Below are 26,952 nucleotides of genomic sequence, written 5' to 3'. Positions count from 1 at the left end.
TCATCCACCAGCGGTGCTCGGCATGACTCCGAAGGGGGGACCGGTGGAGCGGGGTCCACCCTACATTTCGGGTGAGTCCGAGGTGGCTGGTGATAAAGCATCGCGAATGAATTCGCTCCCACGGGGCAGCCATCATCGCCGGGGTTCGCGGTGGCACGGGCGGTAGGGTGGATGGCGCTTTTTTCATCCACCAGCGGTGTTCGGCATGACTCCGAAGGGGGGACCGATGGAGCGTGGTCCACCCTACATTTCGGGCGAGACCGAGGTCGCCCTGCAACCCTTTCTGTTCCCTTGTTATGCGCTCGCCGCCTGGCGTTGCAGTTCGCGGCGGCGGGCTTCTTCGCGGACGGCGGGGATGATCCAGCGGCCGTAGTCGACGGTGTCGAAGTAGGGGTCGTAGCCGCGGTTGAGGAAGGTGCTGATGCCGAGGTCGACGTAGTCGAGCAGGGCCTGGGCGACGGTTTCCGGTGTGCCGACCAGGGCGGTGGTGTCGCCGTAGGCGCCGACGGCGGTGGCGGTGGGCATCCACAGGGCGCGGTCGTGGCGGTCGCCGGCGGCGGCTGCGGCGAGCAGGCGTTCGGAGCCGGTGCCCTTGATGCGCTTCTGCCAGGGGCTGCCTTCGGCGAACTGCGGGTTGGCCTTGATCTGCGCGAGGATCTGTTCGGCACGCTGCCAGGCCAGTTCTTCGGTGGCGCCGAGGATCAGCCGCACCGAGAGGCTGACCCGGGGCGCGGCGACGCCAGCGGCCCTGGCGGCGGCCTTGAGCTTGGCGATCTGCTCGGCGACGCCGCCGAGGGGCTCGCCCCAGAGGGCGTAGAGGTCGGCGTGCTTGACGGCGATCTGGTAGGCGATGTCGGAGGAGCCGCCGAAGGAGATGGGGATGTGCGGCTGCTGCAGCGGCTTGACCGGGCTGAAGGCGCCCTTGATCTGGAAGTACTGGCCGTCGAAGTCGAAGGGTTCTTCGGCCGTCCAGGTGCGGCGGACGATCTCCAGGTATTCGTCGGTGCGTTTGTAGCGTTCGGTCTTGTCCAGCAGGGTGTCGCCTTCCTGGGGCTCGGCGGTGATGCCGGTGATGGCGTGCAGGCGGATGCGCCCGCCACCGGTGGTGTGGTCGAGGGTGGCGAAGGCGCGGGCGGCGACGGTGGGCGCGGTGAGGGCCGGGCGGTGGGCGATCATGAAGCCCAGGCGCTCGGTCTGCGCGGCGGCGTAGGCGGCGATCTGCAGGCTGTCGGCGCTACCCGGGCCGCTGGCGATGAGCACCCGGTCGAAGCCGGCGTGCTCATGGGCGCGGGCGTGGTTGCGGAGAAACTCCAGGTCGAAATCCCCGGTGCGCGGGCCGCGTGTTTCGGACCACTGGCGGGGGAAGATCATGCCGACGAATTCGATGGACATCGTCCACTCCTTGATTGCGTTGCGGGTTGAGGGTTGCGCGGGCCAGGCCCGCGCGGGTTCAGAACTGGTAGTCCACCTGGGCCATGAGGCTGCGGCCGGGCATGGGCTGCAGGAAGGTGTTGGTGGAGCCGGCGAGGCCGCTGACGAAGTTCAGCTCGTCGGTGAGGTTGAGCACGCGCACCGTGGCGCTCCACTGCGGCTGGCGGTAGTAGAGGGCGAGGTCGAGGTTGTATTCGTCGGGCACCTTCACCGTCTTGCTGAGGTTCAGGTACCAGCTGCTGGTCCACCAGCCGGAGAGCTCGGCGCCGAAGCCGGAGTCGAAGCTGTAGTCGAGGAAGCCGCTGACGCTGTACTCGGGGATCTGCACGGCGTCGTAGCGCCCGGAGGGCCGCTGGTTGAGGGCGTTGTTGTCGCCGAAGACGGTGCCGTTGTCGGCGATGAAGCCGGCGGAGGCGAAACCGGTCTGGGTGGTGAATTCGTTGTAGGCGGTGAGGCGGGTGAGGTTGAGCCCGCTGCGCAGGTGTTCGTCGGGCTGGTAGCGCGCGGTGGCCTCGACGCCCTTGATGATCAGGCGGGCGATGTTGTTGTTGCTGTCCGGCGACTGGTCGCGTTCCTGCTTGAAGGCGGCGAGGGAGAGGAACAGGCGGTCGGGGATGGCGTCGACCTTGAGGCCCACTTCGTGGAGCACGCTGAGGCTTTCGAACGACAGCGGGTTGAGCAGGTTGGCGCCGGTACCGCTGCCCCAGCCGATGCCGTTGGAGAAGAAGCCGGTGTTGACCGCCAGGGAGCGGTCGAAGGTGTAGTAGAGGGTGCTGTTTTCGGTGGGCTTGATGTAGGGGCTGACCTGCACGGAGAACAGGCGGTAGCTGTCGCTGTCCTGGCGCTCGGTGCCGGCGCGCAGGACGAAGGGGTTCTCGATGCGCGCGTCGATCCAGCTGCGGCTGGCGCCGATGTTGAGGCCGTAGCGCTCGGCGAAGCGCAGGTTGTGCTGGGTGAAGAGGGTCTTGGTGGTCCACACGCTTTCGGCGGTGTAGGGCGCCAGGGATTCGGCGTACAGGCCATGCCCGGCCGGGTACATGGCGGCGAGGTTGAGCCAGCCGTAGTAGCTGGAGAACTGCGGCACGCCGGGCTGGCCTATCCAGGCGCCGTTGCCGCCGGCCGGGTTGGCGCCGGTCAAGCCGAGCAGGTCGCCGGGGTTCTTGGTGGACGGGTCCTGGGTCAGGTCGTAGGCGTTGATGGTGGAGCCGAAGCTGTTGTTGGCGGCGATCGACTGGTTGCTCTCGCGGCGGTAGATCAGCCCGCTGTTGCTCTCGTCGCGCAGCACCTGGCCGAACAGGCTGGTTTCGTTGCGCGAGCGGAATTCGAAGCGGTTGTCGAAGATGTTGTCTTTCGATTGCACCTGGAAGGCGCCGACCGCGTCGACCGTGTCTTCGGAGCGCTGGTAGAAGGCGCTGTTGGCCAGGGTGATGCCGGGGCTGAGGTCGAGTTCGGCGCGCAGCTGGGTGGTGAAGCGGGTGGAGGTGCTCTTGTCTTCGGCGCGGTGGCCTTTCTGCGGGTCGAGGGAGACCAGCCCGTTGCCGGCCAGGCTGGGGTCGTAGACCCAGCCGCGCAGGGTGCCGGGGCTGGCCTGGGTGTTGGGGGAGGCGGCCTGGAAGCTGTTGTTGACCACCGCGTACTGGCCCTGGGCGTTGCGCTGGCGGCGCACCCAGCCGAGCACGGCGGAATCGGCGGCGCCGGATTCGAATACCGGCGACCACAGGGTGCCGCCGTTCTGGATGATCGGTGTGGCACGGCCGGCATGGTACTTGCCGCTGTCGGCCAGTTGCTGGGTGGCGCGGTTCCAGCCGTGGGCGATGTTCCAGTCGAAGTAGTCGTCGTAGGCGGCGTTCCAGTCCACGCGGATGCCGTCGCCGCGCCAGGCGAAGGCGCCATAGAAGGCGTCGAAGTTGTTCTCGACGTTGTCGTAGTAATCCTCCTGGCGCTGGCGGGTGATGCTGACGCGGTAGGCGAGGTCGTCGCTGATGGGGCCGGTGTTGTCGACGGTGAAGCGGGTGGAGTCGCGCGATTCGCCGTCGGGCACCCAGGTGCCGAGCTGGCCGCTGAGGCGGGTGCGGAACTGGTCGAAGTCGGGCTTCTTGCTGAGGTAGTTGACGTAGCCGCCGCTGCCGCTGACCGAGCCGTACACCACCGAGGAGGGGCCGGCGACGATGTCGGCGCCTTCGATGGCGTTGAAGTTGGCCGGGTGGCGCACGGCGTAGGCGCGCTGGCCGTCCTGGAACACTTCGGAGTTCTGCGCGCGGAACTGCGGGGCGATGCCGGCGTTCTGGCCGCCGCCACGGGTGATGCCGGGGGCGTACTTGACCAGGTCGTCGGAGCTGCGGATGGGGTCGTTGGCGAGCTGTTCGGCGTTGACCTGGGTGACCGAGCGCGGGGTGTCGAGCACGCTGGCGGCGGTGCCGCCGTACACCGAGCTGGGCGGGCGTACGGGCACCACCGAGGTGGCGGCATCGAGGCGCTTGCCCTGTACCTGCACGACGTCGAGCACGGGCGCGTCGGTCTTTTTCTGCTGCGCCTGTTCCCGGGTGGATTCGGCCTCGGGATCGGCGGGCTTTTCCTCGGCCAGGGCGGTGGCGGAGAGCAGGGCCAGGATGGCCAGGGACAGGGTGTTGCGGCGCAGGGCGACGGCAGGCGGTGGGCGAGGCTGAACATGCTGGGCGATTCTCCGGGCTGTGACTTTCCAGCGCGCATGGGGATGCCATGCGCACGTGCCAGTGGGCTGATGGGTTTCAGGCAGGGGCTGAAAAGCCCGGACGCGCAGGTCCGGTAATTGCTGTCGAAAGCCGCCGTCGCGGGTTCGGGTGGTTCTAATAATTGAATGTGTCGAGGTGGATACAGCACGGCCCGTGCCAGCCGGGTGCAGGTGTTCGGAATTAATCCGGAATTGATCTATCCGATTGATAAATAAAGAATTTATTTAGTGGGTCGGTGAAGTTTCGACAGGCGATAAAAGGCCCGCGAACAGGGTGCTCGCGTGGCGCCGGATACCGCAGGAAAGTTGCTGGGGGATACGCAGCCGGTTGTTGCCGGAGTGCTGATCTCGCAGCACTCCGGACGGGCTCAGGCGGTGCCGTTCAACCAGAGGCTCTCGAAGCGCCAGGTGCTGAACAGGGTCTGTTCTTCCCGGGCGCCACCGACACGGGTGGAGAAGCCGTCGAGCAGGTCGGCGTAGCCCCAGATGAGCAGGCCGCCGCGTTCGTACTGGACCTGCTGGGCGCGATGGACCAGGGCCTTGCGCTTCTCCAGGTCGGGCTGGGCCATGGCCTGGAGGAACAGCTCGGAGAACTCGGCGTCGTTGAAGTTGGTCTTGTTGGCCACGGCGAAGGGGGCGTCGCTGTGCATGCCGCTGGCGAGGAAGGGCGCGCCGATGCTGCCGCCGGTGCTCAATGCCCATTCGGTGCGCTGCGGCCCCTGGAAGGTGGCGAGGTCGACCTGGCGCACCTTGAGGGTGACGCCGATGCGCTTGGCCTGTTCGGCCAGCACCAGGGCCGAGGCGAGGCCGGGGCCGACGGTGGTGACCAGTTCCACTTCGAGGTTCTCGTGCCCGGCTTCGCGCAGCAGTTCGCGGGCACGCTGCGGGTCGTGCGGGCGCGGCGCCAGGGCGTGGTTGAAGGTGGGGTCGAAGGGCGCGTAGAGGTCGTTGGCGACGCGGCCCTGGCCGTTGAGGGCGCGTCGCACCAGCTCCTCGCGGTCGGCCAGCAGGCGGAAGGCCTGGCGCACGCGCGGGTCGTCGAAGGGCGCCTTGGCGGTGTTCATGTCGAAGGACAGCCAGTTGCCGGTGACCGAGGTCACCAGCTTGATGCGCGGGTCGTTGCGCAGCAGGTCGAGCTGTTCGCTCGGCATGCCGTTGGCCATGTCGATCTGCCCGGCGCGCAGGGCGGCGAGGCGCGAGACCTGGTCCTTGAAGTCGATGATCTCCAGCTCGTCGGCGTAGGGCTTGCCGCTCTTGTAGTAGTTGTCGAAGCGGGTGAACAGCGAGCGCCGGCCGGGGGTGAAGCTCTTCAGCTTGTAGGGCCCGGCGCCGACGGGGTTGGTGACGGGGTGGTAGTCCACCGGGACGATGCCGCCGAAGTTGACCCAGGTTTCCGCCAGGGGGAAGAAGCCGCGGCCTTCCTTGAAACTGAGGCGGATGGTGCGCTCGTCGAGCTTGACCAGGTTGTCGCGGTCCACCCAGTGCAGCAGCGCGGCGTAGGGCGAGGCGAGTTCCGGGTCGGTGAGGCGGCGCACGGAGAAGATCAGGTCGTCGGCGTCGATGGTCTTGCCGTGGTGGAACTCCAGGCCCTGGCGCAGGCGCAGGGTCCAGGTGCGGGCATCGGGGCTGACCTCGGCCTCTTCGGCCAGGGCCAGGCGCGGCTGCATCTGCTCGTCCCACTCCCACAGCTTGGCGTAGAGGGCGAAGCCCCGGACGATGCCGCTGCCGATGGGCTTGTGGGCGTCGAGGTTGCCGCTCTGGTTGCCGTCGATGATGCCCAGGCGCAGGCGCCCGCCAGGGCTCGGGACGAGCGGGTTGGCGGCTTGGGTGCCGGGGGCCTGCTGGTCGCAGCCGGCGAGCAGGCCGCCCCCCAGCAGCAGCCCGCCACCGAGGGCCAGGCTGCCGCCGAGGAAGCGGCGGCGGGTCAGTTCATCGTGCATCGACTCTTTCCTTCGATCCGGTTCGGTTTCAGGCGGCGCCCAGCAGCGGCAGCCAGGAGAACAGCAGCACCAGGGCGAGGCTGGCGTCGATCAGGAAGCGCTGCTCGGCCATGGCGTCAGGCTCCGGCGGGGCCGCCGTTGACGGCGCGCAGTTCGATGGGGGCGTAGGTGCTCTTCACCAGGCCGTCGCGCTCGCCACGGAAGTGCGGGAGCACGTGCTCGCCCAGGCGGTAGGCCTCTTCCAGGTGCGGGTAGCCGGCCAGGAAGAACAGGTCGATGCCCAGTTCGTTGTACTCGCGGATGCGTGCCACGACGTTGGCGTAGCTGCCGACCAGGGCGCAGCCCGGGGGGATGCCGATGTAGCCGAAGCCGGCCCAGACGTTGGGGTGGATGAAGAAGTCTTCGTAGCCCGGGTTCTCGGCCTTCTCCTGGTAGCCATGCTCGTAGCTGAGCTTGCGCGCGGTGCGCAGGCCGGCGTGGGCGGCCACCGCCTTGACCGCGCCGCGGGCGACGCCTTCGTCGAAGAAGCGCTTGGCCTCGGCGCGGGCCTCGTCCTCGGTCTCGCGGGTGATGACGTCGATGGACAGGCCGAAGCGGATGTCGTGGCGGCCGTACTTGAGGGCGCGCTCGCGCACGTCGGCGATCAGCGCGCGGACTTCGTCCGGGTGCTCGGCGCGCATCAGGTAGTAGTCGGCGTGCTTGGCGGCGAATTCGCGGGCGGGTATGGACGAGCCGGCGGTGCAGATCAGCGGCAGCTCGGCCTTTTTCAGCGGGCCGCGCAGGCCGCCGCCGTCGGCCTTGTAGTAGGTGCCGTCGTAGTGGAAGTTCTCGTTGTGCCAGTAGCCGCGCACCACGTCCATGAACTCGGTGGCGCGGGCGTAGCGGTCGTCGTGGCCGCTGTAGTCGCCGACCTGGCGCTGGATGGCGTCGGAGCCGCCGTTGATGATGTTCCACACCAGGCGGTTGCCGGTGGCGCGCTGGTAGGTGGCGGCCTGCTGCACGGCGACCCAGGGCGTGTAGTGGTAGGGCTGGAAGGCGGTGACGAACTTCAGCGTGCGGGTCTCGCGGGCGAGCAGCGAGCAGACGGTCCAGGGCTCTTCGCCGGTGGGGGCGTTGACCATCAGCGCACCGCCGAAGCCGTTGATCTCGGCGGCGCGGGCGATCTGGCCGAGGTAGTCGATGTAGGTGAAGTGGTCGCCGACGGCGAAGCCGGACACCGCACCGGTGCTGGGGCCGCCCCGGTGCCAGTCGCCCCGGTTGCGCGGGTCGCCGGGCAGGTACTGGGTTTCGCCGTGCAGGGGCAGGCGGGTGAAGAATTCGATGCTCATGGAGATCCTCCTTGGATGGGGCGGGGCGATGGACGTGCCCACGCCATGCAGGGGACGGAGCAGGTTTCGCGCCAGAACGGCGAAGGCCGCGCGGGGCCTGGGCCTGGAGGTTTTTCACGCGGGGCGGTGCTGGCGGGGAAGCAGGGGGTTGTTGCGTGGGAAGCAGTGGGGAAGCAGGGGCGGGTTAGGTCGGGAGGGGCGTAGGGTGGAGGTCGTTTTTACCTCCACCCATGCGGTTGTGGCGTGCTCAGCGGGCGCTGAGCTGGCCCTTGAGGCTGGGCCAGTAGTCTTCCAGGTGCAGGTCGATCAGCGCCTGGTTGGTGAAGCGGGTGGCGAGGGATTGGCCGATGTCGACGTCCTCGCGGATCAGGCGGTTGTCCAGGGCGTAGCGGGTGAGGGCCTGGTAGTGGGCCTTGAGCTGCTGGTCGCTCTTGGGCGCCCAGCGGTCCTTCCAGGCGACCGGGTCGCCCTGGTCGTCGCGGCGCAGGACGCTCTCCGGGGTGCCGGCGCGGGAGGAGAGCTGGTAGTAGGCATCCTGGTTCTGCTCCTGGGAGATCCACCAGGCGGCCTTGACCCAGGCGGTGGCGAGCAGCTGGGTGACGTCGGGATGGCGCTGGATGAAGTCGTCGGTGCCCCAGAGGTCGGAGACCAGGCGCCAGTCGTTGGAGCCTTGCTTGGTGGACCAGATGATGCGGCCCACGCCCTTGTCTTCGAGCAGGTAGGACTCGTTGAGCAGCACGGCGGCGTCGACCTTGCCGGCGGAGACGGCGGCGGCGCCGACCTGGGGGTTGAGGTTGGCGATCTTGAAGTCGGTCAGGGCCAGGCCCTTGCTGGCGAGGAAGTTGCTGAAGGCGAACTCCCAGGGGCGGCCGCGGTGCAGGGCGATGCGCTTGCCCTTGAGGTCGTCGATGCTTTTGGCCGGGGAGTTGGCCGGCACCACCAGGTACACGTTGTTGCCGTTGCCGCCGGGCACGACCAGCTTGCCGGGCACGCCGCCAGCGGCGCCGATCACCGAGGGCAGGTCGCCGCGCACGGCGAAGTCGATGCTGTTGTTGGAGAAGCCTTCGTTGATCTGCGGGCCGGCGCCGGCGTGGGGCAGGGCGATCCAGTCGAGTTTGATGCCGCGCTTGTCCAGCTCCGAGGCCAGCCAGCCTTCTTCGATCACCCGGCCGGGGATGCCGCCGAACACCGGCTTGCCGCCCTGGGTGTAGGCGACGATGGCGATCTTCACCGAGGCGGGGGCTTCGGCGGCCTGGGCGCCGAAAGCGAAGGCCAGGGCGGCGAGGGCCGCCAGGCTGCTGCGCCAGATTCTGTTCATGGTTCCACTCCTTGCAAGGCGTGCCGGTGAGCCCGGCTGATGCTGCGGTGGGAGCAGGATGCATGCCATGGCACGGGCGCTGGCCGCCGGGGCCAGTGTTGGCGCGGGTTTGCTCGTGTGGGGCATGCTGCGGGGCTGCCGCTGCAGTGCTGGTGCCGGCACAAGGGATTGCTGGCGCGTTGCTGCTGGGGCAGCAGTCGCGTCGCTTATATCTTTTATGGAATATATAAATGCTAATTAATAATTTTTTAGTCTATTTGGATTGATGCACTATGGCGGCGCGCCCATCTCTGCCAGGAATGCATCATGTCGCTGCTCACCCACCCCAATGCCCGCGAACTGACCAAGTCCGTGCGTGCCACGGTCCTGGTCTTCAAGGACCCGCGTTCGCAGGAGCTGCTCAACCGTATCGAGCGTCTGGCGCCGAGCGAGGCCAATGCCCTGATCATCGGTGAGACCGGCACCGGCAAGGAGCTGGTGGCGCGGCACATCCATCACCTCAGCCGTCGCGGCAAGGAGCCTTTCGTGGCGGTCAACTGCGGCGCCTTCCCCGAGTCGCTGGTGGAGAGCGAGCTGTTCGGCCACGAGAAGGGTGCCTTCACCGGGGCGACCAACAGCAAGGCCGGCTGGTTCGAGGCGGCCAACGGCGGGACGCTGTTCCTCGACGAGATCGGCGACCTGCCGCTGAACATGCAGGTGAAGCTGTTGCGCGTGCTGCAGGAGCGCGAGGTGGTGCGCCTGGGCTCGCGCACGCCGATCCCGATCAATGTGCGCCTGGTGGCAGCGACCAACGTCAACCTGGCCGACGCGGTGGTGGCGGGGCATTTCCGCGAGGACCTGTTCTACCGCCTGCACGTGGCGACCATCCGCCTGCCCCCGCTGCGCGAGCGGCCGGGGGACATCCTGCCGCTGGCCGAGTTCTTCCTGGAGGAGCATTGCCAGCGCCTGGGCTACAACCGCGCATCCCTGAGCGTGGAGGCCGAGCGCAAGCTGCTGACCCACAGCTGGCCGGGCAACATCCGCGAGCTGGAGAACGCCATCCACCATGCGCTGCTGGTGTGCCGCAACCAGCAGGTGCAGCCGGGTGACCTGCACCTGGTGGACATGCGCCCGTCGGGTGTGCGCCACGACCAGCCGCAGGGCGTGCTGGCCGGCCCGGCCGCGCCGGTGGACCTGGAGGCGGCGCTGACGGCGCTGTTCGAGCAGAACCGCCCGGACCTGTACGAGCACATCGAGGAGACGGTGTTCCGCACCGCCTACCGTTTCTGCCACGGCAACCAGTTGCAGACCGGGCGCCTGCTGGGCATCAGCCGCAATATCGTGCGGGCGCGGCTGGAGAAGATCGGCGAGCTGGAGGTGAGCCCGAGGGGCGCGCGTATCGCCTGAGTGCCGGGCGGGTTCCCGGGCTGAGGCCCGGGCTACGGATGGAGTGACGAGAGGGGCCCAACCGCTGGTTGGGCCCCTTTTTCATGGGTTCGGGGACGTGTTGTGGCGGGCATGATGGGTTTCGTGTGGCTCTACCCACCCCACGACTGCCGGCATGGGGTCGTGCTGGAACACAGGTGCTTGATATATCGAACAGTCGGTGCGTATTTTGTGCACGCCGCCAATTCGGCGTGATCGCAGTACCCACAAGGACAACAAGCATGACTACCGACGTCCCAGGTTCCCTCGCAGAACGACTGGCCGGCATCGACGAGATCGAGTGCGTCACCCCTGACCTCAACGGGGTGATGCGAGGCAAGGTGATGACCGGCGAGGGCTTCCTCTCCGGCCGCCGTTTGCAGCTGGCACGGGGCGTGTTGCTGCAATGCATCATGGGTGGCTACCCGGCGGCGAAGTATTACGGCAGCGACGACGGTGACCTGGCGCTGGTGGCCGAGCCGAGCCAGGTGCACCGCCTGCCCTGGAGCGCCAACCCGCGCGCCCTGGCCATCTGCGACGCCCAGGAGCTGGATGGGCGGCCGTCCGGCCTGTCGACCCGCGGCCTGCTGCGCCGCGTGCTGGAGCGCTACGCCGCCCACGGCTGGGCCCCGGTGGTGGCCACCGAACTGGAGTTCTTCGTCTTTGCGCCGAACCCCGACCCGCACCAGAGCTTCCAGCCGCCGCTGGGCCTGGACGGGCGCCGCGAGGATGGTTGCTCGGCGTTCAGCGTGACCTCCAACAACGGCCTGCGCCCGTTCTTCGAGGAGGTCTATGCGTGCATGGAGCTGCTGGGCATGCCCCGCGACACCTTCATGCACGAGATGGGCGTGAGCCAGTTCGAGATCAACCTGCTGCATGGCGATGCGATGCTGCTGGCGGACCAGACGTTCCTGTTCAAGCACATGCTCAAGGAGGTGGCGCTCAAGCACGGGGTGACGGTGGTGTGCATGGCCAAGCCGCTGGCGCACACGCCGGGCAGCTCGATGCACATTCACCAGAGCGTGGTGACGATCGGCGAGGGGCGGAATATTTTCAGCGACGGGGCGGGCGAGGCGACCGATGCCTTCTACCATTTCATTGGCGGGCAGCAGGCGGCGATGGCGGATTTCACCGGGCTGTTCGCGCCGAACGTGAATTCCTACCAGCGCCTCTGCCACCCCTATGCGTCGCCGAACAATGCCTGCTGGTCCCACGACAATCGCGCCGCTGGGCTGCGCATTCCGGCCAGCGCGCCGGTGGCGAGGCGGGTGGAGAACCGTTTGCCGGGGGCCGACGCCAACCCGTACCTGGCCATTGCGGCCAGCCTGGCGGCGGGGCTGCACGGCATGGAGCAGCGGATCGCGCCGAGCGCGCCCATGCAGGGCGAGTTCGATATTCCCGAATCCCTGGTCCTGCCCTGTACCCTGCATGCCGCTCTGGAGCGTCTGAAGCGCAGTGATCTGGCCCGGGAACTGTTCGGGGAGGAGTTCATCGAAGGCTACATCGCCACCAAGACGATGGAGCTGACCAGCTTCTTCGATCAGATCACCCCCTGGGAGCGGCGCGTACTGGCCGCCCAGGCGTAGCATCCCCCCTTGCGGGCCGCATATGGCGGCCCGCTCTTGTTCAAGGAGCGCATGGAAAGCCAATGGGTCGTGTCTTGAAGTCCTTTCGTGCCCTTTACTTCGCCACGCTGCTGATGCTCATCGGTTCCGGCCTGCTCAGTACCTACCTGGGCCTGCGCCTGGCCGCCGACAAGGTGGACGGTCTGTGGGTCGGTGCGCTGATGGCGGCCAACTACCTGGGCCTGATCCTCGGCGGCAAGCTGGGGCACCGGTTGATCGCGCGGGTGGGGCATATCCGTGCCTACGTGGCCTGTGCCGGTGCGGTGACGGCGGCGGTGCTGGGGCATGGCCTGATCGATTGGCTGCCGGCGTGGCTGTTCATGCGCATGCTGGTGGGCCTGGGGATGATGTGCCAGTACATGGTCATCGAGAGCTGGCTCACCGAGCAGGCGGACGCCGGCCAGCGTGGCCAGGTGTTCGCCGGCTACATGGTGGCGTCCTACCTGGGCCTGGTGCTGGGCCAACTGGTGCTGGTACTGCACCCGAACCTGGGCCCGGAGCTGCTGATGCTGGTGGCGATGTGCTTCGCGCTGTGCCTGGTGCCGGTGGCGGTGACCCGCAAGATCCACCCGGCGCCGTTGCATCCGGCGCCCCTGGAGCCACGCTTCTTCATCAAGCGCGTGCCGCAGTCGATGACCACGGTGCTGATCTCCGGGCTGATGCTCGGCTCCTTCTATGGCCTGGCGCCGCTCTATGCCACGCGGCAGGGGTTGTCCACGGAGCAGATCGGTCTGTTCATGGGTTGCTGCATCCTCGCCGGCCTGCTGGTGCAGTGGCCGCTGGGCTGGCTGTCGGACCGCCATGACCGGGCGATGCTGATCCGCACCGTCGCCGCGCTGCTGGTGCTGGCGGCCCTGCCGCTGGCGCTGATGCCGCAGGTGCCGATGGAGCTGCTGTTCCCCATGGGCTTCCTGGTCTGCATGCTGCAGTTCACCCTCTATCCGCTGGCGGTGGCGTTTTCCAACGACCATATCGAGGCGGAGCGGCGGGTCTCGCTGACCGCCATGCTGCTGATCACCTTCGGCGTCGGCGCGAGCGTCGGTCCGCTGGTCACCGGTGCGCTGATGAAGCAGGTGGGGCCGAACATGTTCTATGCCTTCGCCAGCCTCTGCGCGCTGGTGCTGGTGCTGCGCGTGCGGCCCGACAAGGTGACCGGGCTGCACCGCGTCGACGAGGCGCCGTTGCATCACGTGGCGACCCCGGAGGTCAGCTCGCCCCTGGTGGCCGCCCTCGACCCGCGCGTGGACGAGCAGGTGGTGCACGAGCAGATGGGCGGCGACAGCTTCACGCCGCCGCCCCCCGAGGAGCCCCGTCCCAGCTGATGGCGACGGGCGTCCTCCATCGGCGCCGAATCAATGCCGCTCGCCGCTGTCGGAACTACTCGCCCGGGCGCTCGCTGCTGCGCGCCCGCTACCGGACCGAGGAGGGCTGACCATGAGCTTGAGCATTTCCCTGCACCTGCTGGCCCGGGCGCCGCAGCCCGGCAGCGTCAGGAACCGGTTGGTGCCGGTGCTGGGCGAGGAGGGCGCGAGTCTCCTGCAGCGGCAGTTGGTCGAGCGGACGCTGGGCCTGCCGGTGGCGGGGTTCGGCGAGCGCTTCCTGTGGCTGGACGATGGTCCCGACGAGGCGCTTTCGGGTCTTGCCGGCGAGCTGGGCTGGACCGTGGTCGGCCAGCCGGCGGGCGACCTGGGCGAGCGCATGCGCCGCATCGCCGCGCTGGGCCTGGCGGAGAGCGATGCGGTGGTGCTGTTCGGTCATGACAGCCCGGCACTGGATGCGGATTACCTGGCAGCGGCCTGCGAGGCCTTGCAGCAACATCAGGCGGTGCTCGGGCCGACGGAGGAAGGTGGCTACGTGCTGCTGGGCCTGCGCCGGGTCGATCCACGGCTGTTCGAGGCGATGCCCTGGGGCAGCGATCGGCTGCTGGCGCTCACCTGCGAACGCCTGCAGGAGCTGGAATGGAGCCATGGCCTGTTGCCGGTGATGTGGGCGCTGGACCGGCCGGAGCACCTGCCGCGCCTGGCGGAGCTCGGGATAGAGGTGCGCGTGCCGTGAGGGAAGTGCACCGCTCGCGAGGCGAGCGGTGCGACTGGCTAGAACAGGTCGTCCTTGTCGAAGCGCCGGGCTTCGCGCTGCAGCTGGTAGACGAAGCGTTCGATCAGGCGCTGTTCCTGGCCGCTTGAGCGGTAGAAGCGCATGCCGACGAAGGTCATGTCGAGCTTTTCGTCGTAGCTGGCGTGGCGCAGTTCGACGGCGGCGACAAGGGTGCCGACCGGCAGCTGGGCGCTGAAGCGTTCGTAGACCTGGCCGGGTTGCAAACGGCTGGTGAGGTCGCCCGGGAAGCGCAGCTTGCAGCCGGTGGCGGAGATATCCAGCATGTGCCCGGGCAGGCCCTTGGGCAGCTTGTCGCCGGCCAGTTCCACCACCGCCAGCTGGCTGAGCATCAGCGGAGCGCGGAAGGCGTTGCGACGCTGGTGGTAGATCACCTCATCGGGGAGCGGGCACCAGTAGCAGGCGTCACCTTCGAACTCCCCGACACGCACGGGCTGTGGGCATTCCCAGGCGATGCGCACGCCGTCGCGGAAACCTTCCAGGCGGAAGCTCTCGCCGTTGCGCAGGAATCGTTCACCGTCGTTTGGGATCATCTCGTCGAGGGCCAGCATCTTCTTGTCCTTGTCGATCTCGACGAGGTAGGTCTGGAAGCGCTGGCTGCGCTCGTTGAAGGTGATGATCAGCGGGTCGTGGTTTTGCTGCAGCAGACGAAGATTGGCAAGGATCTCCACCGGCGCCTTGAGCACCTTGGGTGGTTGGGGGCCATCTTCTTCGATAAACGCATTGGACACGGTCCAGGACTCTCCAAGCACGAATGACTTCCGGCACTAGCATACTGGCATCGTGCCGGTAATGTCGTCGTACCCTTATTGTTATCAGGCCTGGCTGAGCGGGCGCTGTCGCGGGATTTTAGCGGCACCACCACGGCTGTCATAGAGGCTGGGAGCATCCTGACCACGCAGAATCGCCAAGGTGCTGCCAACGGAGGCCTGATTCGCTCGAATCAGCCGGCCATTGCGCTGGTTGGCGGTCTGGCACTGCTCGAGCACGGCGCTCAATTCCTCGCTGCGGGCGATCAGGTCGGCCCCCAGCGGCGAGGTTTCGGCGAGCCTGTGCAGGCCGGAACGGTCGGCGGTCAGGTCCAGCGCGAGGAGGGCTTCGGTGCGCTCTTTGCCATGGGCATCGAGCAGGGCGAGCAAGGGCTGCTTGTCGGCGAGGATCTTTTCGAGATGGCCCAGGTCACGCTCGGTGAGGGCCTTGAATTCGGTATCGATCAGCTCAAGCAGACGCTGGGCGTGGCCGATATCGTTGGTGAACAGGTCGAGCAGGATAGTGTCTTGCATCGCGGGCTCTGGGGATTGGGCGTCCAATGTCCCCAGCGCTGCCATGGGACTAGCGCTGGGATTCGAAGTCGAGCAGTTTGCTGGCCACGCGCTGACTGTCTACCTGATAGGAGCCGTCGGCAATGGCCTGTTTGATTTTTTCGACGCGCTCCTTGTCCACGGTGGGCAGGTCACGCAGTTTGTCGGTGGCTTTCTGCAGGTTCTGCGCATCGCTGCTGAGCTGCACGTTCTCACCGGTCTTGGCGATCTTGGCCGCGTCGGTGGTGGCAGCTTGCGACGGAGTCGTCGAGCTGGAGACGGCTTCGTTCTTGCCGCCGGCCTGGGCGTTGCTCGTACGGCCCGTACCGGGCGGCGTAGCGGCGTTATTCAGCCGGTTGAAGTCGATGACCATGATGCGGAACCTCTGGGTGTTTGGACGCTTACCGACGCTATCGGCCATGCCCAATGAAACTTTAGGCAAATTTCCGGACTTTTTTTCCGGGCCTGGAAGTGACGTCGGAACGGCACTTTACACGACATGACGTATGTACATACAAAACCCGTGCCTACATTGCGACTTCGACCTGGCCCGGGCCTACCACCCGAGCTTTGACAACGCGCTTGGACTGCAGGTTGCGCACTCTTATCTGCTGCCCCGGCGAGCCATCGGTCAAGGCCTCGCCGGGCATGCGCACGCTGATGCTGCTGCTCCTGGCGGTGATCACCACCTGGTCGCCCTTGCGGATCACCTCGGCGGTCTCCAGGTGCACCGGCGCCAGCACCTGGTCGGCGACCACGGCGCGGGTCAGCTTGAAGCCCTCGGCCTGTGCGGGGTCGGTGAGGTAGCCCTGGTTGAGCAGGCCCACCTCGCGTTCCACCAGGTTGTAGTCATCCGAGGTGACGACCGCCCCCTGCGCAACGGACGGGCTACTACTATTACTTCCCGGAACAGCCGCACCTGCGCGGAGACGTAGATGCTCCACGGCGTGCTGCCTTCGCAGCGCACGCTGACGGTGACCCGGCCGATGGGTTGTGCCGGGCTTTCCAGTGCGACCGTCAATTCCCTGTCGCAGGCGGCCAGACGCAGGCGCGGGTCGAGACGGTTGATCTGAATGTCGTAACGACCCTGGATATTGTTGGTCTGCAGATAATCCTCCACCGTGAACTCAAGAAAGCCTTGGGTGGAGCCGATAAGGACTTCGGGCGAAGTGAGTTCCTCAGCCGAGGCGCCGTTATGGCCGAGGCCGAGCAAAACAAGTAAAAGAGCCTTAAAAAGATGGCGGCGTTGTGCCATCGTGTGTCGGAAAATCGTCGTCATAGCGTTCATATCAAGAACAAAAGCAAGGCCCGTGCCGCCTGCTACTCTAAGGCGAAGCGTGCTGAAGCTAATAACGGGAGAGTCCTGGCATGGCCGGTGTATTGGATTCGGTTAACCAGCGTACGCAACTGGTCGGTCAGAACCGGCTGGAGTTGCTGCTGTTCCGGCTGGATGGGACCCAGCTCTACGGGATCAACGTGTTCAAGGTGAAGGAGGTGCTGCAATGCCCCAAGCTCACCATCATGCCCAAGTCGAGCCCTGTGGTCCGCGGCGTGGCCAACATCCGCGGGGGTACCATTCCCATCCTCGACCTGGCCATGGCCACCGGTCGACGTGGGCTGGATGACCTGAAGAACAGCTTCGTCATCATCACGGAATACAACACCAAGGTTCAGGGTTTCCTGGTGCGCTCGGTGGAGCGCATCGTCAACATGAACTGGGAGGAGATCCATCCGCCACCCAAGGGGACCGGTCGTGAGCACTACCTGACCGCGGTTACCCGGGTCGACAAGAACCTGGTGGAGATCATCGACGTGGAGAAGATCCTCGCCGAGGTCGCACCGACTTCCGAAGTCATTTCCGAGGGCGTGATCGACCAGAACACCCAGGCCAGTGCCGTCACCAAGCGGGTGCTGATCGTCGACGACTCGTCGGTGGCCCGCAAGCAGCTGATCCGCTGCCTGGAGACGGTGGGCGTCGAAGTCACGGCGCTCAACGACGGCCGCCAGGCGTACAACTACCTGCACGACATGGTCGAGCAGGGCAAGGCGCCGGAGAAGGAGTTGCTGATGATCATTTCCGACATCGAGATGCCGGAAATGGACGGCTACACGCTGACGGCGGAGATCCGAGGCGATGCGAGAATGCAGAAACTGCACATCCTCCTGCATACTTCGCTCTCCGGCGTGTTCAACCAGGCGATGGTGAAGAAGGTCGGCGCGGATGATTTCCTCGCCAAGTTCCGACCCGACGACCTGGCGGCGCGGGTGATCGAGCGGATCAGAATCGCTGATGGCGGCTGAGGGATGACTCCCCCAGGAAACAGATATGAATGAGGCGGGCCTAGTGTCTTCAGGTAACTTGGATTTCGAGCAGTTCCGGACCTTCCTGGAAAAAACCTGCGGCATCCTGCTGGGAAGCAACAAGCAGTACCTGGTATCCAGCCGCCTTAACAAGCTGATGGAGCAGAACGGCATCAAGACCCTGGGGGAGCTGATCCAGAAGATCCAGGGTTCCCCCCGTGGCGGCCTGCGCGAGCAGGTCGTCGATGCCATGACCACCAACGAGACCCTGTGGTTTCGCGACACCTATCCCTTCGAGGTACTGAAGAGCCGGGTGCTGCCGGAGATGATCAAGGCCTCGCCCAACCAGCCGCTGCGCATCTGGTCGGCAGCCAGTTCGTCCGGGCAGGAGCCGTTCTCCCTGTCCATGGCGATCGACGAATTCGAGAAGACCAACCTCGGCCAGCTCAAGGCCGGCGTGCGCATCGTCGCCACCGACCTGTCCAGCGCCATGCTCGCCGCCTGCAAGGCCGGCGAGTACGACAGCCTGGCGATGGGGCGCGGGCTCTCCCAGGAGCGCCTGACCCGTTACTTCGACCCCAAAGGGCCGGGGCGCTGGGTGGTCAAGCCGGCGATCCGCAACCGTGTCGAGTTCCGCCCGCTGAACCTGCTGGACAGCTACGCGGCACTGGGCAAGTTCGACATCGTCTTCTGCCGCAACGTGCTGATCTACTTCTCCGCCGAGGTGAAGAAGGACATCCTCACGCGCATCCACGCCACGCTGAAACCCGGTGGCTACCTGTTCCTCGGTGCGTCCGAGGCGCTCAACGGCCTGCCGGACCTGTACCAGATGGTGCAGTGCAGCCCGGGGATCATCTACAAGGTCAAGTGACCCGCGGATGAAATGAGGAAGGGAGGCGAAAGCCTCCCTTTTCATTTGTGTCGCGGCGGTGGCGCGTGCCCTCAAACCAGCGTGCGGGTCACATTGATGTTGCCCTGGGTCGCGTTGGAGTAGGGACACACCACGTGCGCCTTGTCGATCAGGTCCTTGGCCACGGCCTTGTCGACGCCCGGCAGGGAGATGCGCAGCTCCACCTCGATGCCGAAACCGGTGGGCAGCGTGCCGATGCCGACGATGCCTTCGATGGACGCGTCGTCCGGCAGGGCGACCTTCTCCTTGCCGGCCACGAACTTGATGGCACCGAGGAAGCACGCCGAATAGCCGGCCGCGAACAACTGCTCGGGGTTGGTTCCTTCACCTCCCGGCCCGCCCAGTTCCTTGGGCGTGGTCAGCTTCACATCCAGTACGCCATCGGACGAAACGGCACGGCCTTCACGGCCGCCGTAGGCTTCGGCGTAGGCGCGGTACAGGGTTTTTTCGATGGGCATTTCGATCTCCTCGGGTTCGTCGATCAAGGGGCGATGGCGGCGTTGCGCAGCGGCTGCCGCCAAGCGGAAACCAAAGCCTAGACCACGTGGGCAAAAGGAGAGGGCAGGGCGGCGATCGCCGCTGGCGGCCATTGCCGCCCAGCGGCAAGATCGCCCATCCGCGTTGCCGTCGGCACCGGCAAAAGCGGTAATGCCTTGCCGTTGCCGCTTCGATTGCCGCTCGGGTTTATCTCAAGTCATTGAAAATAAAGGGTTTTAAAAGTTGGCACAGCCTTTGCTGAATGTCAGGCAGACAAACCGAACTGCCACTCGGCAAAGGTCAGAGACATGAGCATCAGCTTCGAAAGCGCCCTTGGCATCCATGAAAAGGCCCTCAGCTTCCGCACCCAGCGTGCCGAAGTGCTGGCCAACAACATCGCCAACGCCGACACGCCCAACTACAAGGCGCGTGACCTGGACTTCAAGGCCGTGCTCCAGCAGCAGGTGGAGAACAGCAAGGGCACCTTCCATGCCAACCTGACCAACGAGCGCCACATCGCCGCCGAAGGCGCCAGCCTGTTCGACGAAAGCCTCAAGTACCGGATTCCGTTCCAGCCCTCGATCGACCAGAACACCGTCGACCTGCAGCAGGAACAATCGACCTACACCGAGAACTCCATGCAGTTCCAGGCCAGCTTCACCCTGCTCAACAGCAAGTTCAAAGGGCTGGTCAGCGCCCTGCGCGGCGAATAACGGAGATCACCACCATGTCACTGTCCAGCGTCTTCAACATTGCCGGCACCGGCATGAGCGCCCAGAGCACTCGCCTGAACACCATCTCCAGCAACATCGCCAACGCCGAGACGGTGTCTTCCAGCATCAACCAGACCTACCGTGCCCGTCACCCGGTCTTCTCGACCATGTTCCAGAGCCAGCTCAACAGCGAGAGCGGCAGCAGCGGCTCGCTGTTCGCCGGCGAGGACGAATCCGGTCGTGGCGTGCAGGTGCTCGGTGTGATCGAAGACCAGAGCGCCCTGACCCCGCGCTACGAGCCGAACCACCCGGCTGCCAACGCCGATGGCTACGTGTACTACCCCAACGTCAACGTGGTGGAAGAGATGGCCGACATGATTTCCGCCAGCCGCGCCTTCCAGACCAACGTCGAAATGATGAACACCGCCAAGCAGATGATGCAGCGCGTGCTGACCCTGGGTCAATAAGGCGCGAGTGAGGGAACAAGATGAGCGTTGACAGCGTAAGCGGAACTTCGAGCAGCTCGGTCCTCGACCAGTACAAGCTCAAGGACAACGACAAGACCAAGGACAGCTCGCTGGGCAAGGACCAGTTCCTGCAGCTGCTGGTGGCCCAGATGAACAACCAGAACCCGCTGGACCCGCAGACCAACAGCGAGTTCGTGGCGCAGCTGGCCCAGTTCAGTACCGTGGAAGGCCTCGACAACCTGAATACCAGCGTCGAGAGCATCCTCTCCAGCACCCAGTCCTCGCAGGCGCTGCAGGCGTCCTCCCTGGTCGGCCGCAAGGTCATCGTCACCACCAACAAGGCGGTGGTGGACACCAGCGAGACCATGAAGGGCAGCATCAACCTTACCGGCGCCAGCACCAACGTCTACGTCAACGTGCTGGACAGCAAGGGCAACACCGTCAACCGCATCAACCTGGGCGCCCAGAATGCCGGCCAGGTCAGCTTCATGTGGGACGGCAAGGATTCGAGCGGCAACGTCGCGCCGAACGGTACCTACACCTTCCAGGCCGAGGCGGCCATCGACGGCAAGACGGTGGCGATGTCCACCAACCTGCCGGCGAACGTGGACAGCGTCACCCTCGGCCTGAATGGCGCCGAGATGACGCTCAACCTCGCCGGGCTGGGCAGCGTCGCACTCTCCAAGGTCAAGGTCATCGGTCAATAATCGTCGGCGGCGCCGGCGTTACAGGAGCATCCCATGTCGTTCAATATCGGACTCAGCGGCATCCGTGCCGCCTCCAGTGACCTCAATATCACTGGCAACAACATCGCCAACGCCGGCACCGTCGGCTTCAAGCAATCCCGTGGCGAGTTCCAGGACCTGTACTCGGCCTCCGTGCTCGGTTCCGGCAGCAAGACCATCGGCAGCGGCGTGCTGCTGGGCAACGTCGCCCAGCTCTACAACCAGGGCACCATCGACTACACCGAGAACGCCCTCGACCTGGCGGTGAACGGCAACGGCTTCTTCATCACCAGCAACAACGGCGCCATCAGCTACACCCGCGCCGGCTACTTCGGCACCGACAAGAACGGCTACATCGTCGACAACAACGGCTATCGCCTGCAGGGCTACTCGGTGGATGCCAATGGTGCGCTGCAGAGTGGCGTGGTCGGCGACCTGGTGATCCAGACCAACAACCAGCAGCCCAAGGCCACCACCACCATCACCCAGCCGTTCAACCTCAACTCCACCAACACGGTGCCGACCAAGACGCCGTTCGACCCGGCCGACCCGACCACCTACAACTCGTCGACCTCGGTGAACATCTATGACGCCCAGGGCAACGCCCACGTCATGACCCAGTACTTCGTCAAGTCGGCCACCCCGGCCAACTCCTGGACCATGAACGTGCTGATCGACGGTCGCAACCCGACCAACCCGGCCAGCACCGCGCCGATCAGCACCACGGTGGGCTTCACCAGCTCCGGCCAGCTCGACACCAGCACCTTCACCGGCACGGGCGGCTTCACCGTCAACGCCGACGGCACCCTGGGCATCACCGGCTGGGTGCCGGCGCAGTCCAACGGCGCCACTCCGCCGGTATGGAGCGCCAACGGCGCCGCCGCCGCGCCGACCATCAGCTTCGATATCCGCGGCTCGACCCAGTTCTCCAGCGCCTTCGCGGTGACCAAGGTCGCCCAGGACGGCTACACCACCGGCCAGCTGTCGGGCCTGGAGATCGACGACGAGGGCAACATCTTCGCCCGCTACACCAACGGCCAGTCGAAGATCCAGGGCCAGGTGGTGCTGGCCAACTTCGCCAACGTCCAGGGCCTGACCCCGGTGGGCAAGACCTCCTGGGTGCAGTCCTCCGAATCCGGCGAGCCGGTCATCGGCACCCCGCGTTCCGGCACCCTGGGCGCCCTGCAGTCCGGAGCGCTGGAGGCCTCCAACGTCGACATCTCCACCGAGCTGGTCGACCTGATCGTGGCGCAGCGCAACTACCAGGCCAACGCCAAGACCATCGAAACCGAGAACGCGGTCACCCAGACCATCATCAACCTGCGTTGAGTGGTGCTTGCCGCCCGGGTCATCGGGCGGCAAGGACCTTGCCGCTGGCGGCAGCCCTTCGCCGCCACGGCATTCGAAGGCCCCTTGCTTGGGCCTTTTTCTTTTGTGTTTTTCCTTCTGTATCAGTGGCTTGTACTGGTTTTTCCGTTTCTGGCACAGCAATTGCTGAATAGCCTGCAAAGAGTCAGCGGGCGTCAAAAGCCCACTCGGAGAACCCCATGGACAAGATGCTGTACGTCTCCATGTCAGGCGCCAGCCAGAACACCCTGGCCCAGCGCGCCCACGCCAACAACCTGGCGAACATTTCCACCACGGGCTTTCGTCGCGACTACGAGCAGGCCCGTTCCATGCCCGTGTTCGGCGACACCTTTCCAGCGCGCGTCTACGCCATGAGCGAGCGCCCCGGCACCGACTTCACCCCGGGCTCAATGCAGGAAACCGGTCGCGACCTGGACATCGCCATCGGTGGCCAGGGCTGGATCGCCGTGCAGTCGGGCAACGGCAGCGAAGCCTATGTGCGCACCGCCAGCCTGCAGGTCGACGCCCTCGGCCAGCTGCGTACCGGCGACGGTTTGCCGGTGATCGGCAATTCCGGCCCCATCGCCATCCCGCCGGAACAGAAGGTGGAGATCGGCGCCGACGGCACCATCAGCATCCGTTCCCTGGGCGAGGCCCCGAACGTGATGGCCCAGGTCGACCGCATCAAGCTGGTCAATCCCGATCTCAAGCAGCTGGAAAAAGGCACCGACGGCCTGATGCGCCTCAAGAGCGGCCAGCCCGCGCCGGTGGATGGCGCCGTCCAGGTGACCTCGGGCTTCCTCGAGGGCAGCAACGTCAACGCGGTGGAAGAGATGACCGCGATCCTCTCGCTGTCCCGCCAGTTCGAACTGCACGTGAAGATGATGCGCACCGCCGAAGACGATGCTTCGGCGATGGCACGGGTCATGCAACTCAGCTAATTACCAGTACGCGGCGCCATGAAACCGGCGCCCGAGGAGAACGAAGATGCTTCCGGCACTCTGGGTCAGCAAGACGGGCCTCGCGGCTCAGGACATGAACCTGACCACCATTTCCAACAACCTGGCGAACGTATCGACCACGGGTTTCAAACGTGATCGCGCCGAGTTCGAGGACCTGCTGTACCAGATCCGCCGCCAGCCCGGCGCGCAGAGCACCCAGGACAGCGAGCTGCCCAGCGGCCTGCAACTGGGTACCGGTGTGCGCATCGCCGGCACCCAGAAGATCTTCACCCAGGGCAGCCTGCAGACCACCGAGCAGCCGCTCGACCTGGCGGTGAACGGCCGTGGCTTCTTCCAGATCCTGATGCCGGACGGCACCGTCGCCTACACCCGTGATGGCAGCTTCCACCTGAACTCCGACGGCCAGGTCGTCACTTCCCAGGGCTACCCCCTGGAGCCGGCGATCGTGCTGCCGGCCGAGGTGCAGACCTTCACCGTGGGCGAGGACGGCACCGCATCCGTCACCACCTTCGGCAACCCGACGCCGCAGGTGATCGGCAACATCCAGACCGCCGACTTCGTCAACTACGGCGGCCTGCAGGCCATCGGCAACAACCTGTTCCTGGAGACCGCCTCCAGCGGTGCTCCGCAGGTCGGCACCCCCGGCCTGACCGGCCTGGGCAACGTGCTGCAGAACACCCTGGAGAACTCCAACGTCAGCGTGGTCGAGGAACTGGTGAACATGATCACCACCCAGCGCGCCTACGAGATGAACTCCAAGGTCATCTCCACGGCCGACTCGATGCTCGGATTCCTCTCGCAGAACCTGTAATACCCTCGAGGTAAGTTGTCATGAACCGGCTGATCCTTCCCGTCTCGCTGCTCGCCGCCCACCTGCTCACCGGGTGCGTCGCGCCGGCCGCCAAGCCGAACGATCCCTATTACGCCCCTGTCCTGCCGCGCACGCCCATGCCCGCCGCGCAGAACAACGGCTCCATCTATCAGGCCGGCTTCGAAACCAATCTCTACGACGACCGCAAGGCGTATCGTGTGGGTGACATCATCACCATCACCCTCAACGAGCGTACCCAGGCCAGCAAGAACGCCACCTCGCAGATCAAGAAGGACAGTACCGCCAACCTCGGGCTGACCTCGCTGTTCGGCGGCGGCGTGCGGGTCGACAACCCCAGCACCGGCCTCAATCCGCTCAAGGCGGAGAACCTGTCCATGGACGTCGGCTACAGCGGCACCCGCGACACCAGCGGCAACTCCCAGGCGGGGCAGAGCAACAGCCTCAGCGGCTCGATCACCGTCACCGTCTCCGAAGTGCTGCCCAACGGCATCCTCGCCGTGCGCGGCGAGAAGTGGATGACCCTGAACACCGGCGACGAACTGGTGCGCATCGCCGGCCTGGTCCGTGCCGACGACATCGGCACCGACAACAGCGTCTCCTCCAACCGCATCGCCGATGCGCGCATCACCTATTCCGGTACCGGCGCCTTCGCCGATGCCAGCCAGCCAGGATGGTTCGACCGCTTCTTCATGAGCCCGCTGTGGCCGTTCTGAGCAGGTGATCGCGAAGATGAAACGACTGACCGCTGCCCTCTGCCTGTTGCTCGCCGCCACAGCCGTCCATGCCGAACGGCTGAAGGACCTTGCGAGTATCCAGGGCGTGCGTAACAACCAGCTGATCGGCTACGGCCTGGTCGTGGGCCTCAACGGCACCGGCGACCAGACCACCCAGACGCCCTTCACCCTGCAGACCTTCAACAACATGCTGGCGCAGTTCGGCATCAAGGTGCCGGCCGGCTCCGGCAACGTGCAGCTGAAGAACGTCGCGGCCGTGTCCATCCACGCCGACCTGCCGCCCTTCGCCAAGCCCGGCCAGGCCATCGACGTCACCATCTCGTCCATCGGCAACGCCAAGAGCCTGCGCGGCGGCAGCCTGCTGATGGCGCCGCTGAAGGGCATCGACGGCAACGTCTACGCCATCGCCCAGGGCAACCTGGTGGTCGGCGGCTTCGACGCCGAAGGCAGCGACGGCTCGAAGATCACCGTCAACGTTCCGTCGTCCGGCCGCATCCCCGCGGGCGCCACCGTCGAGCGTCCGGTGCCGAGCGGGTTCGACCAGGGCAACACCCTGACCCTGAACCTCAATCGCCCGGACTTCACCACCGCCAAGAACATCGTCGACAAGCTCAACGAGCTGCTCGGCCCGGGCGTCGCCCAGGCGCTGGACGGCGGCTCGGTGCGCGTCACCGCGCCGATGGACCCGAGCCAGCGCGTCGACTACATGTCGGTGCTGGAGAACCTCGAAGTGGAAGCCGGCCAGGCGGTGGCCAAGGTCATCATCAACTCGCGCACCGGCACCATCGTCATCGGCCAGAACGTCAAGGTGCAGCCGGCCGCCGTCACCCACGGCAGCCTCACCGTGACCATCACCGAAGACCCCATCGTCAGCCAGCCCGGCGCCCTGTCCGGCGGGCAGACCGCCGTGGTGCCGCGCTCCAAGGTCAATGCCGACCAGGAAGCCAAGCCGATGTTCAAGTTCGGCCCCGGCACCACCCTGGACGAGATCGTCCGCGCGGTGAACCAGGTGGGCGCCGCTCCTTCCGACCTGATGGCCATCCTCGAGGCGCTCAAGCAAGCCGGCGCCCTCCAGGCCGACCTGATCGTGATCTGAGGAGGCGGCCATGGACTCCAGACTCTCGGCAGGTATAGGCGCAGGCAGCCCCGTCGATACCGGCGCGTACACCGACCTCAACCGCATGGCCCAGTTCAAGGTGGGCAAGGATCGGGACAGCGACGCGAACATCAAGAAGGTCGCCCAGGAATTCGAGTCGCTGTTTTTGAACGAGATGATGAAGGCCATGCGCTCGGCCAACAATGTCTTCGCCGAGGGCAACTTCCTCAACAGCAACGAGAGCAAGACCTACCAGGACATGTACGACCAGCAGCTGGCCGTGACCATCTCCAAGGGGCAGGGCATCGGCCTGTCCGACGTGCTCACTCGCCAGTTGACCAAGAACAAGGGCGTCTCCAAGTCCACCGGCCCGAATCCCTTCGCCCAGGTGGCCGAGACCAATGGCATCAGTTGGCCGCAGAAGGGCAGTAGGATCGAGGCACCGGCCGATGGCCGCGACGACTCCAAGCTGCTGGCGATGCGTCGCATCAGCCTGCCGAGCAAGCTCACCGACCGCCTGCTGGCCGGCATCGTGCCCTCCGCCAGCGCTGCCGACGGCGCTGCCCAGGCGCCGGCGCAGAGCCAGGCCCTGGCCGGCTCCGACTGGCTGCCGGCCAAGTCCTATGGTGCGCCCGAGACCAGTGCCAACCGCATGGCCGGCAACGACGCCGTGATCGGCCGGCGCATCGCCCAGCCGCCGCTGGCGCCGGGCAAGTCCGCGTTCAACTCGCCGCAGGAGTTCATCGACACCATGCTGCCCATGGCCCAGGAAGCGGCGAAGAGCATCGGCGTCGATCCGCGCTACCTGGTGGCCCAGGCGGCCCTTGAGACCGGTTGGGGCAAGTCGATCATCCGCCAGCAGGACGGCAGTAGCAGCCACAACCTGTTCGGCATCAAGTCCCACGGCTGGGACGGCCAGTCGGCCCGTGCCCTGACCACCGAATACAAGGACGGCCAGGCCGTCAAGGAAGCGGCATCGTTCCGCGCATACGATTCCTATCAGCAGAGCTTCCACGATTACGTGAACTTTCTGCAGGGGAACGATCGATATCAAGAGGCACTGGAAGTAACCGACAAGCCTGAGCGTTTCGTACGCGAACTGCAGCAGGCCGGCTACGCGACCGACCCGCAGTATGCGCGCAAGGTCGCCCAGATCGCCCGGCAGATGCAGACCTACCAGGCTGTAGCGGCCGGCGAGTCGACGGTGCCCCGCTCATGA

At 66.0% G+C, this 26,952-nt stretch carries 24 protein-coding genes and 1 pseudogene; 15 read left to right on the top strand and 10 right to left on the bottom strand.

From position 1 onward, the window contains the following. Window positions 1-294: 294 nt before the first annotated feature. The 5 genes from PHLH3_RS19920 to PHLH3_RS19900 all read right to left on the bottom strand — a co-directional run bounded on the left by PHLH3_RS19920 (window position 295) and on the right by PHLH3_RS19900 (window position 8,727). Entirely contained in the window at window positions 295-1,392 is a 1,098-nt protein-coding gene (locus PHLH3_RS19920; protein WP_213625491.1) for an LLM class flavin-dependent oxidoreductase, read from the bottom strand. Window positions 1,393-1,450: 58 nt separating this feature from the next. After that, on the bottom strand, window positions 1,451-3,925 hold the full coding sequence (locus tag PHLH3_RS19915; RefSeq protein WP_348529848.1) for a TonB-dependent receptor plug domain-containing protein: 2,475 nt from the start codon (window positions 3,923-3,925) through the stop codon (window positions 1,451-1,453). 584 nt (window positions 3,926-4,509) lie between these two features. Beyond that, entirely contained in the window at window positions 4,510-6,081 is a 1,572-nt protein-coding gene (locus PHLH3_RS19910; RefSeq protein WP_213625490.1) for an ABC transporter substrate-binding protein, read from the bottom strand. A 116-nt stretch (window positions 6,082-6,197) separates the two neighbouring features. Then, entirely contained in the window at window positions 6,198-7,409 is a 1,212-nt protein-coding gene (locus tag PHLH3_RS19905) for an LLM class flavin-dependent oxidoreductase (RefSeq protein WP_213625489.1), read from the bottom strand. 247 nt (window positions 7,410-7,656) lie between these two features. Beyond that, window positions 7,657-8,727 carry an ABC transporter substrate-binding protein gene (locus tag PHLH3_RS19900; RefSeq protein WP_213625488.1) on the bottom strand — a complete coding sequence of 357 codons (1,071 nt, stop codon included), beginning with the start codon at window positions 8,725-8,727 and terminating at the stop codon, window positions 7,657-7,659. Between the two features lie 306 nt (window positions 8,728-9,033). On the opposite strand from PHLH3_RS19900, the gene PHLH3_RS19895 reads away from it, so the two are divergent. The 4 genes from PHLH3_RS19895 to PHLH3_RS19880 all read left to right on the top strand — a co-directional run bounded on the left by PHLH3_RS19895 (window position 9,034) and on the right by PHLH3_RS19880 (window position 13,811). After that, window positions 9,034-10,113: a sigma-54 dependent transcriptional regulator gene (locus PHLH3_RS19895; protein WP_173177680.1), complete on the top strand. Its 1,080-nt coding sequence runs from the start codon at window positions 9,034-9,036 to the stop codon at window positions 10,111-10,113. Window positions 10,114-10,475: 362 nt separating this feature from the next. Further along, window positions 10,476-11,717 (top strand): glutamine synthetase family protein, encoded by a 1,242-nt coding sequence (locus PHLH3_RS19890; RefSeq protein ID WP_173177901.1) that lies wholly within the window; start codon window positions 10,476-10,478, stop codon window positions 11,715-11,717. Between the two features lie 62 nt (window positions 11,718-11,779). Then, on the top strand, window positions 11,780-13,078 hold the full coding sequence (locus PHLH3_RS19885) for an MFS transporter (protein ID WP_213625487.1): 1,299 nt from the start codon (window positions 11,780-11,782) through the stop codon (window positions 13,076-13,078). A gap of 112 nt (window positions 13,079-13,190) precedes the next feature. After that, window positions 13,191-13,811, top strand: coding sequence for a TIGR04282 family arsenosugar biosynthesis glycosyltransferase (locus tag PHLH3_RS19880; protein ID WP_213625486.1), 621 nt, complete (start codon window positions 13,191-13,193; stop codon window positions 13,809-13,811). Between the two features lie 38 nt (window positions 13,812-13,849). Here the strand turns inward: PHLH3_RS19880 and PHLH3_RS19875 are convergent, their stop codons facing one another. The 4 genes and pseudogenes from PHLH3_RS19875 to flgA form a co-directional block, all read right to left on the bottom strand. Next, on the bottom strand, window positions 13,850-14,599 hold the full coding sequence (locus tag PHLH3_RS19875; protein WP_213625485.1) for a flagellar brake protein: 750 nt from the start codon (window positions 14,597-14,599) through the stop codon (window positions 13,850-13,852). An 84-nt stretch (window positions 14,600-14,683) separates the two neighbouring features. Beyond that, entirely contained in the window at window positions 14,684-15,151 is a 468-nt protein-coding gene (gene flgN, locus PHLH3_RS19870; RefSeq protein ID WP_213625484.1) for a flagellar export chaperone FlgN, read from the bottom strand. Window positions 15,152-15,200: 49 nt separating this feature from the next. After that, complete coding sequence (flgM, locus tag PHLH3_RS19865) at window positions 15,201-15,542, bottom strand: flagellar biosynthesis anti-sigma factor FlgM (protein ID WP_213625483.1); 342 nt, start codon at window positions 15,540-15,542, stop codon at window positions 15,201-15,203. Between the two features lie 154 nt (window positions 15,543-15,696). After that, window positions 15,697-16,424: pseudogene (flgA, locus tag PHLH3_RS19860) on the bottom strand (flagellar basal body P-ring formation chaperone FlgA). A 113-nt stretch (window positions 16,425-16,537) separates the two neighbouring features. Between flgA and PHLH3_RS19855 the strand changes: the two are divergent. Further along, window positions 16,538-17,470, top strand: coding sequence for a chemotaxis protein CheV (locus PHLH3_RS19855; RefSeq protein ID WP_111260926.1), 933 nt, complete (start codon window positions 16,538-16,540; stop codon window positions 17,468-17,470). A gap of 43 nt (window positions 17,471-17,513) precedes the next feature. Further along, on the top strand, window positions 17,514-18,341 hold the full coding sequence (gene cheR, locus PHLH3_RS19850) for a protein-glutamate O-methyltransferase CheR (protein WP_173177708.1): 828 nt from the start codon (window positions 17,514-17,516) through the stop codon (window positions 18,339-18,341). 71 nt (window positions 18,342-18,412) lie between these two features. On the opposite strand, the gene PHLH3_RS19845 is transcribed toward cheR, so the two are convergent. After that, window positions 18,413-18,838, bottom strand: a complete 426-nt coding sequence (locus tag PHLH3_RS19845) for an organic hydroperoxide resistance protein (protein ID WP_213625482.1) — start codon at window positions 18,836-18,838, stop codon at window positions 18,413-18,415. A 327-nt stretch (window positions 18,839-19,165) separates the two neighbouring features. Between PHLH3_RS19845 and flgB the strand changes: the two genes are divergently transcribed. From flgB to flgJ, 9 genes are all read left to right on the top strand, one after another. After that, window positions 19,166-19,570: a flagellar basal body rod protein FlgB gene (flgB, locus tag PHLH3_RS19840; protein WP_213625481.1), complete on the top strand. Its 405-nt coding sequence runs from the start codon at window positions 19,166-19,168 to the stop codon at window positions 19,568-19,570. Between the two features lie 14 nt (window positions 19,571-19,584). Beyond that, window positions 19,585-20,037, top strand: coding sequence for a flagellar basal body rod protein FlgC (gene flgC / locus PHLH3_RS19835; RefSeq protein WP_213625480.1), 453 nt, complete (start codon window positions 19,585-19,587; stop codon window positions 20,035-20,037). A gap of 20 nt (window positions 20,038-20,057) precedes the next feature. Beyond that, window positions 20,058-20,744 (top strand): flagellar hook assembly protein FlgD, encoded by a 687-nt coding sequence (gene flgD, locus PHLH3_RS19830; protein WP_213625479.1) that lies wholly within the window; start codon window positions 20,058-20,060, stop codon window positions 20,742-20,744. 33 nt (window positions 20,745-20,777) lie between these two features. Continuing rightward, window positions 20,778-22,091: a flagellar hook protein FlgE gene (flgE, locus tag PHLH3_RS19825; RefSeq protein WP_173177716.1), complete on the top strand. Its 1,314-nt coding sequence runs from the start codon at window positions 20,778-20,780 to the stop codon at window positions 22,089-22,091. Between the two features lie 218 nt (window positions 22,092-22,309). Then, on the top strand, window positions 22,310-23,050 hold the full coding sequence (locus PHLH3_RS19820) for a flagellar basal body rod protein FlgF (RefSeq protein ID WP_173177718.1): 741 nt from the start codon (window positions 22,310-22,312) through the stop codon (window positions 23,048-23,050). Between the two features lie 46 nt (window positions 23,051-23,096). Further along, window positions 23,097-23,882 carry a flagellar basal-body rod protein FlgG gene (flgG, locus tag PHLH3_RS19815; RefSeq protein WP_111260919.1) on the top strand — a complete coding sequence of 262 codons (786 nt, stop codon included), beginning with the start codon at window positions 23,097-23,099 and terminating at the stop codon, window positions 23,880-23,882. 20 nt (window positions 23,883-23,902) lie between these two features. After that, on the top strand, window positions 23,903-24,616 hold the full coding sequence (gene flgH / locus PHLH3_RS19810; protein ID WP_021220622.1) for a flagellar basal body L-ring protein FlgH: 714 nt from the start codon (window positions 23,903-23,905) through the stop codon (window positions 24,614-24,616). A gap of 16 nt (window positions 24,617-24,632) precedes the next feature. Beyond that, window positions 24,633-25,733 carry a flagellar basal body P-ring protein FlgI gene (locus tag PHLH3_RS19805; protein WP_213625478.1) on the top strand — a complete coding sequence of 367 codons (1,101 nt, stop codon included), beginning with the start codon at window positions 24,633-24,635 and terminating at the stop codon, window positions 25,731-25,733. A 10-nt stretch (window positions 25,734-25,743) separates the two neighbouring features. After that, entirely contained in the window at window positions 25,744-26,952 is a 1,209-nt protein-coding gene (gene flgJ, locus PHLH3_RS19800) for a flagellar assembly peptidoglycan hydrolase FlgJ (protein ID WP_213625477.1), read from the top strand.

The organism is Pseudomonas sp. Pc102, from assembly GCF_018408275.1.
GTDB classification, from domain to species: Bacteria; Pseudomonadota; Gammaproteobacteria; order Pseudomonadales; family Pseudomonadaceae; genus Metapseudomonas; species Metapseudomonas tohonis.
Note: the sequence above shows the minus strand (reverse complement) of the source record. Positions and strands in the feature narration are given on the sequence as shown.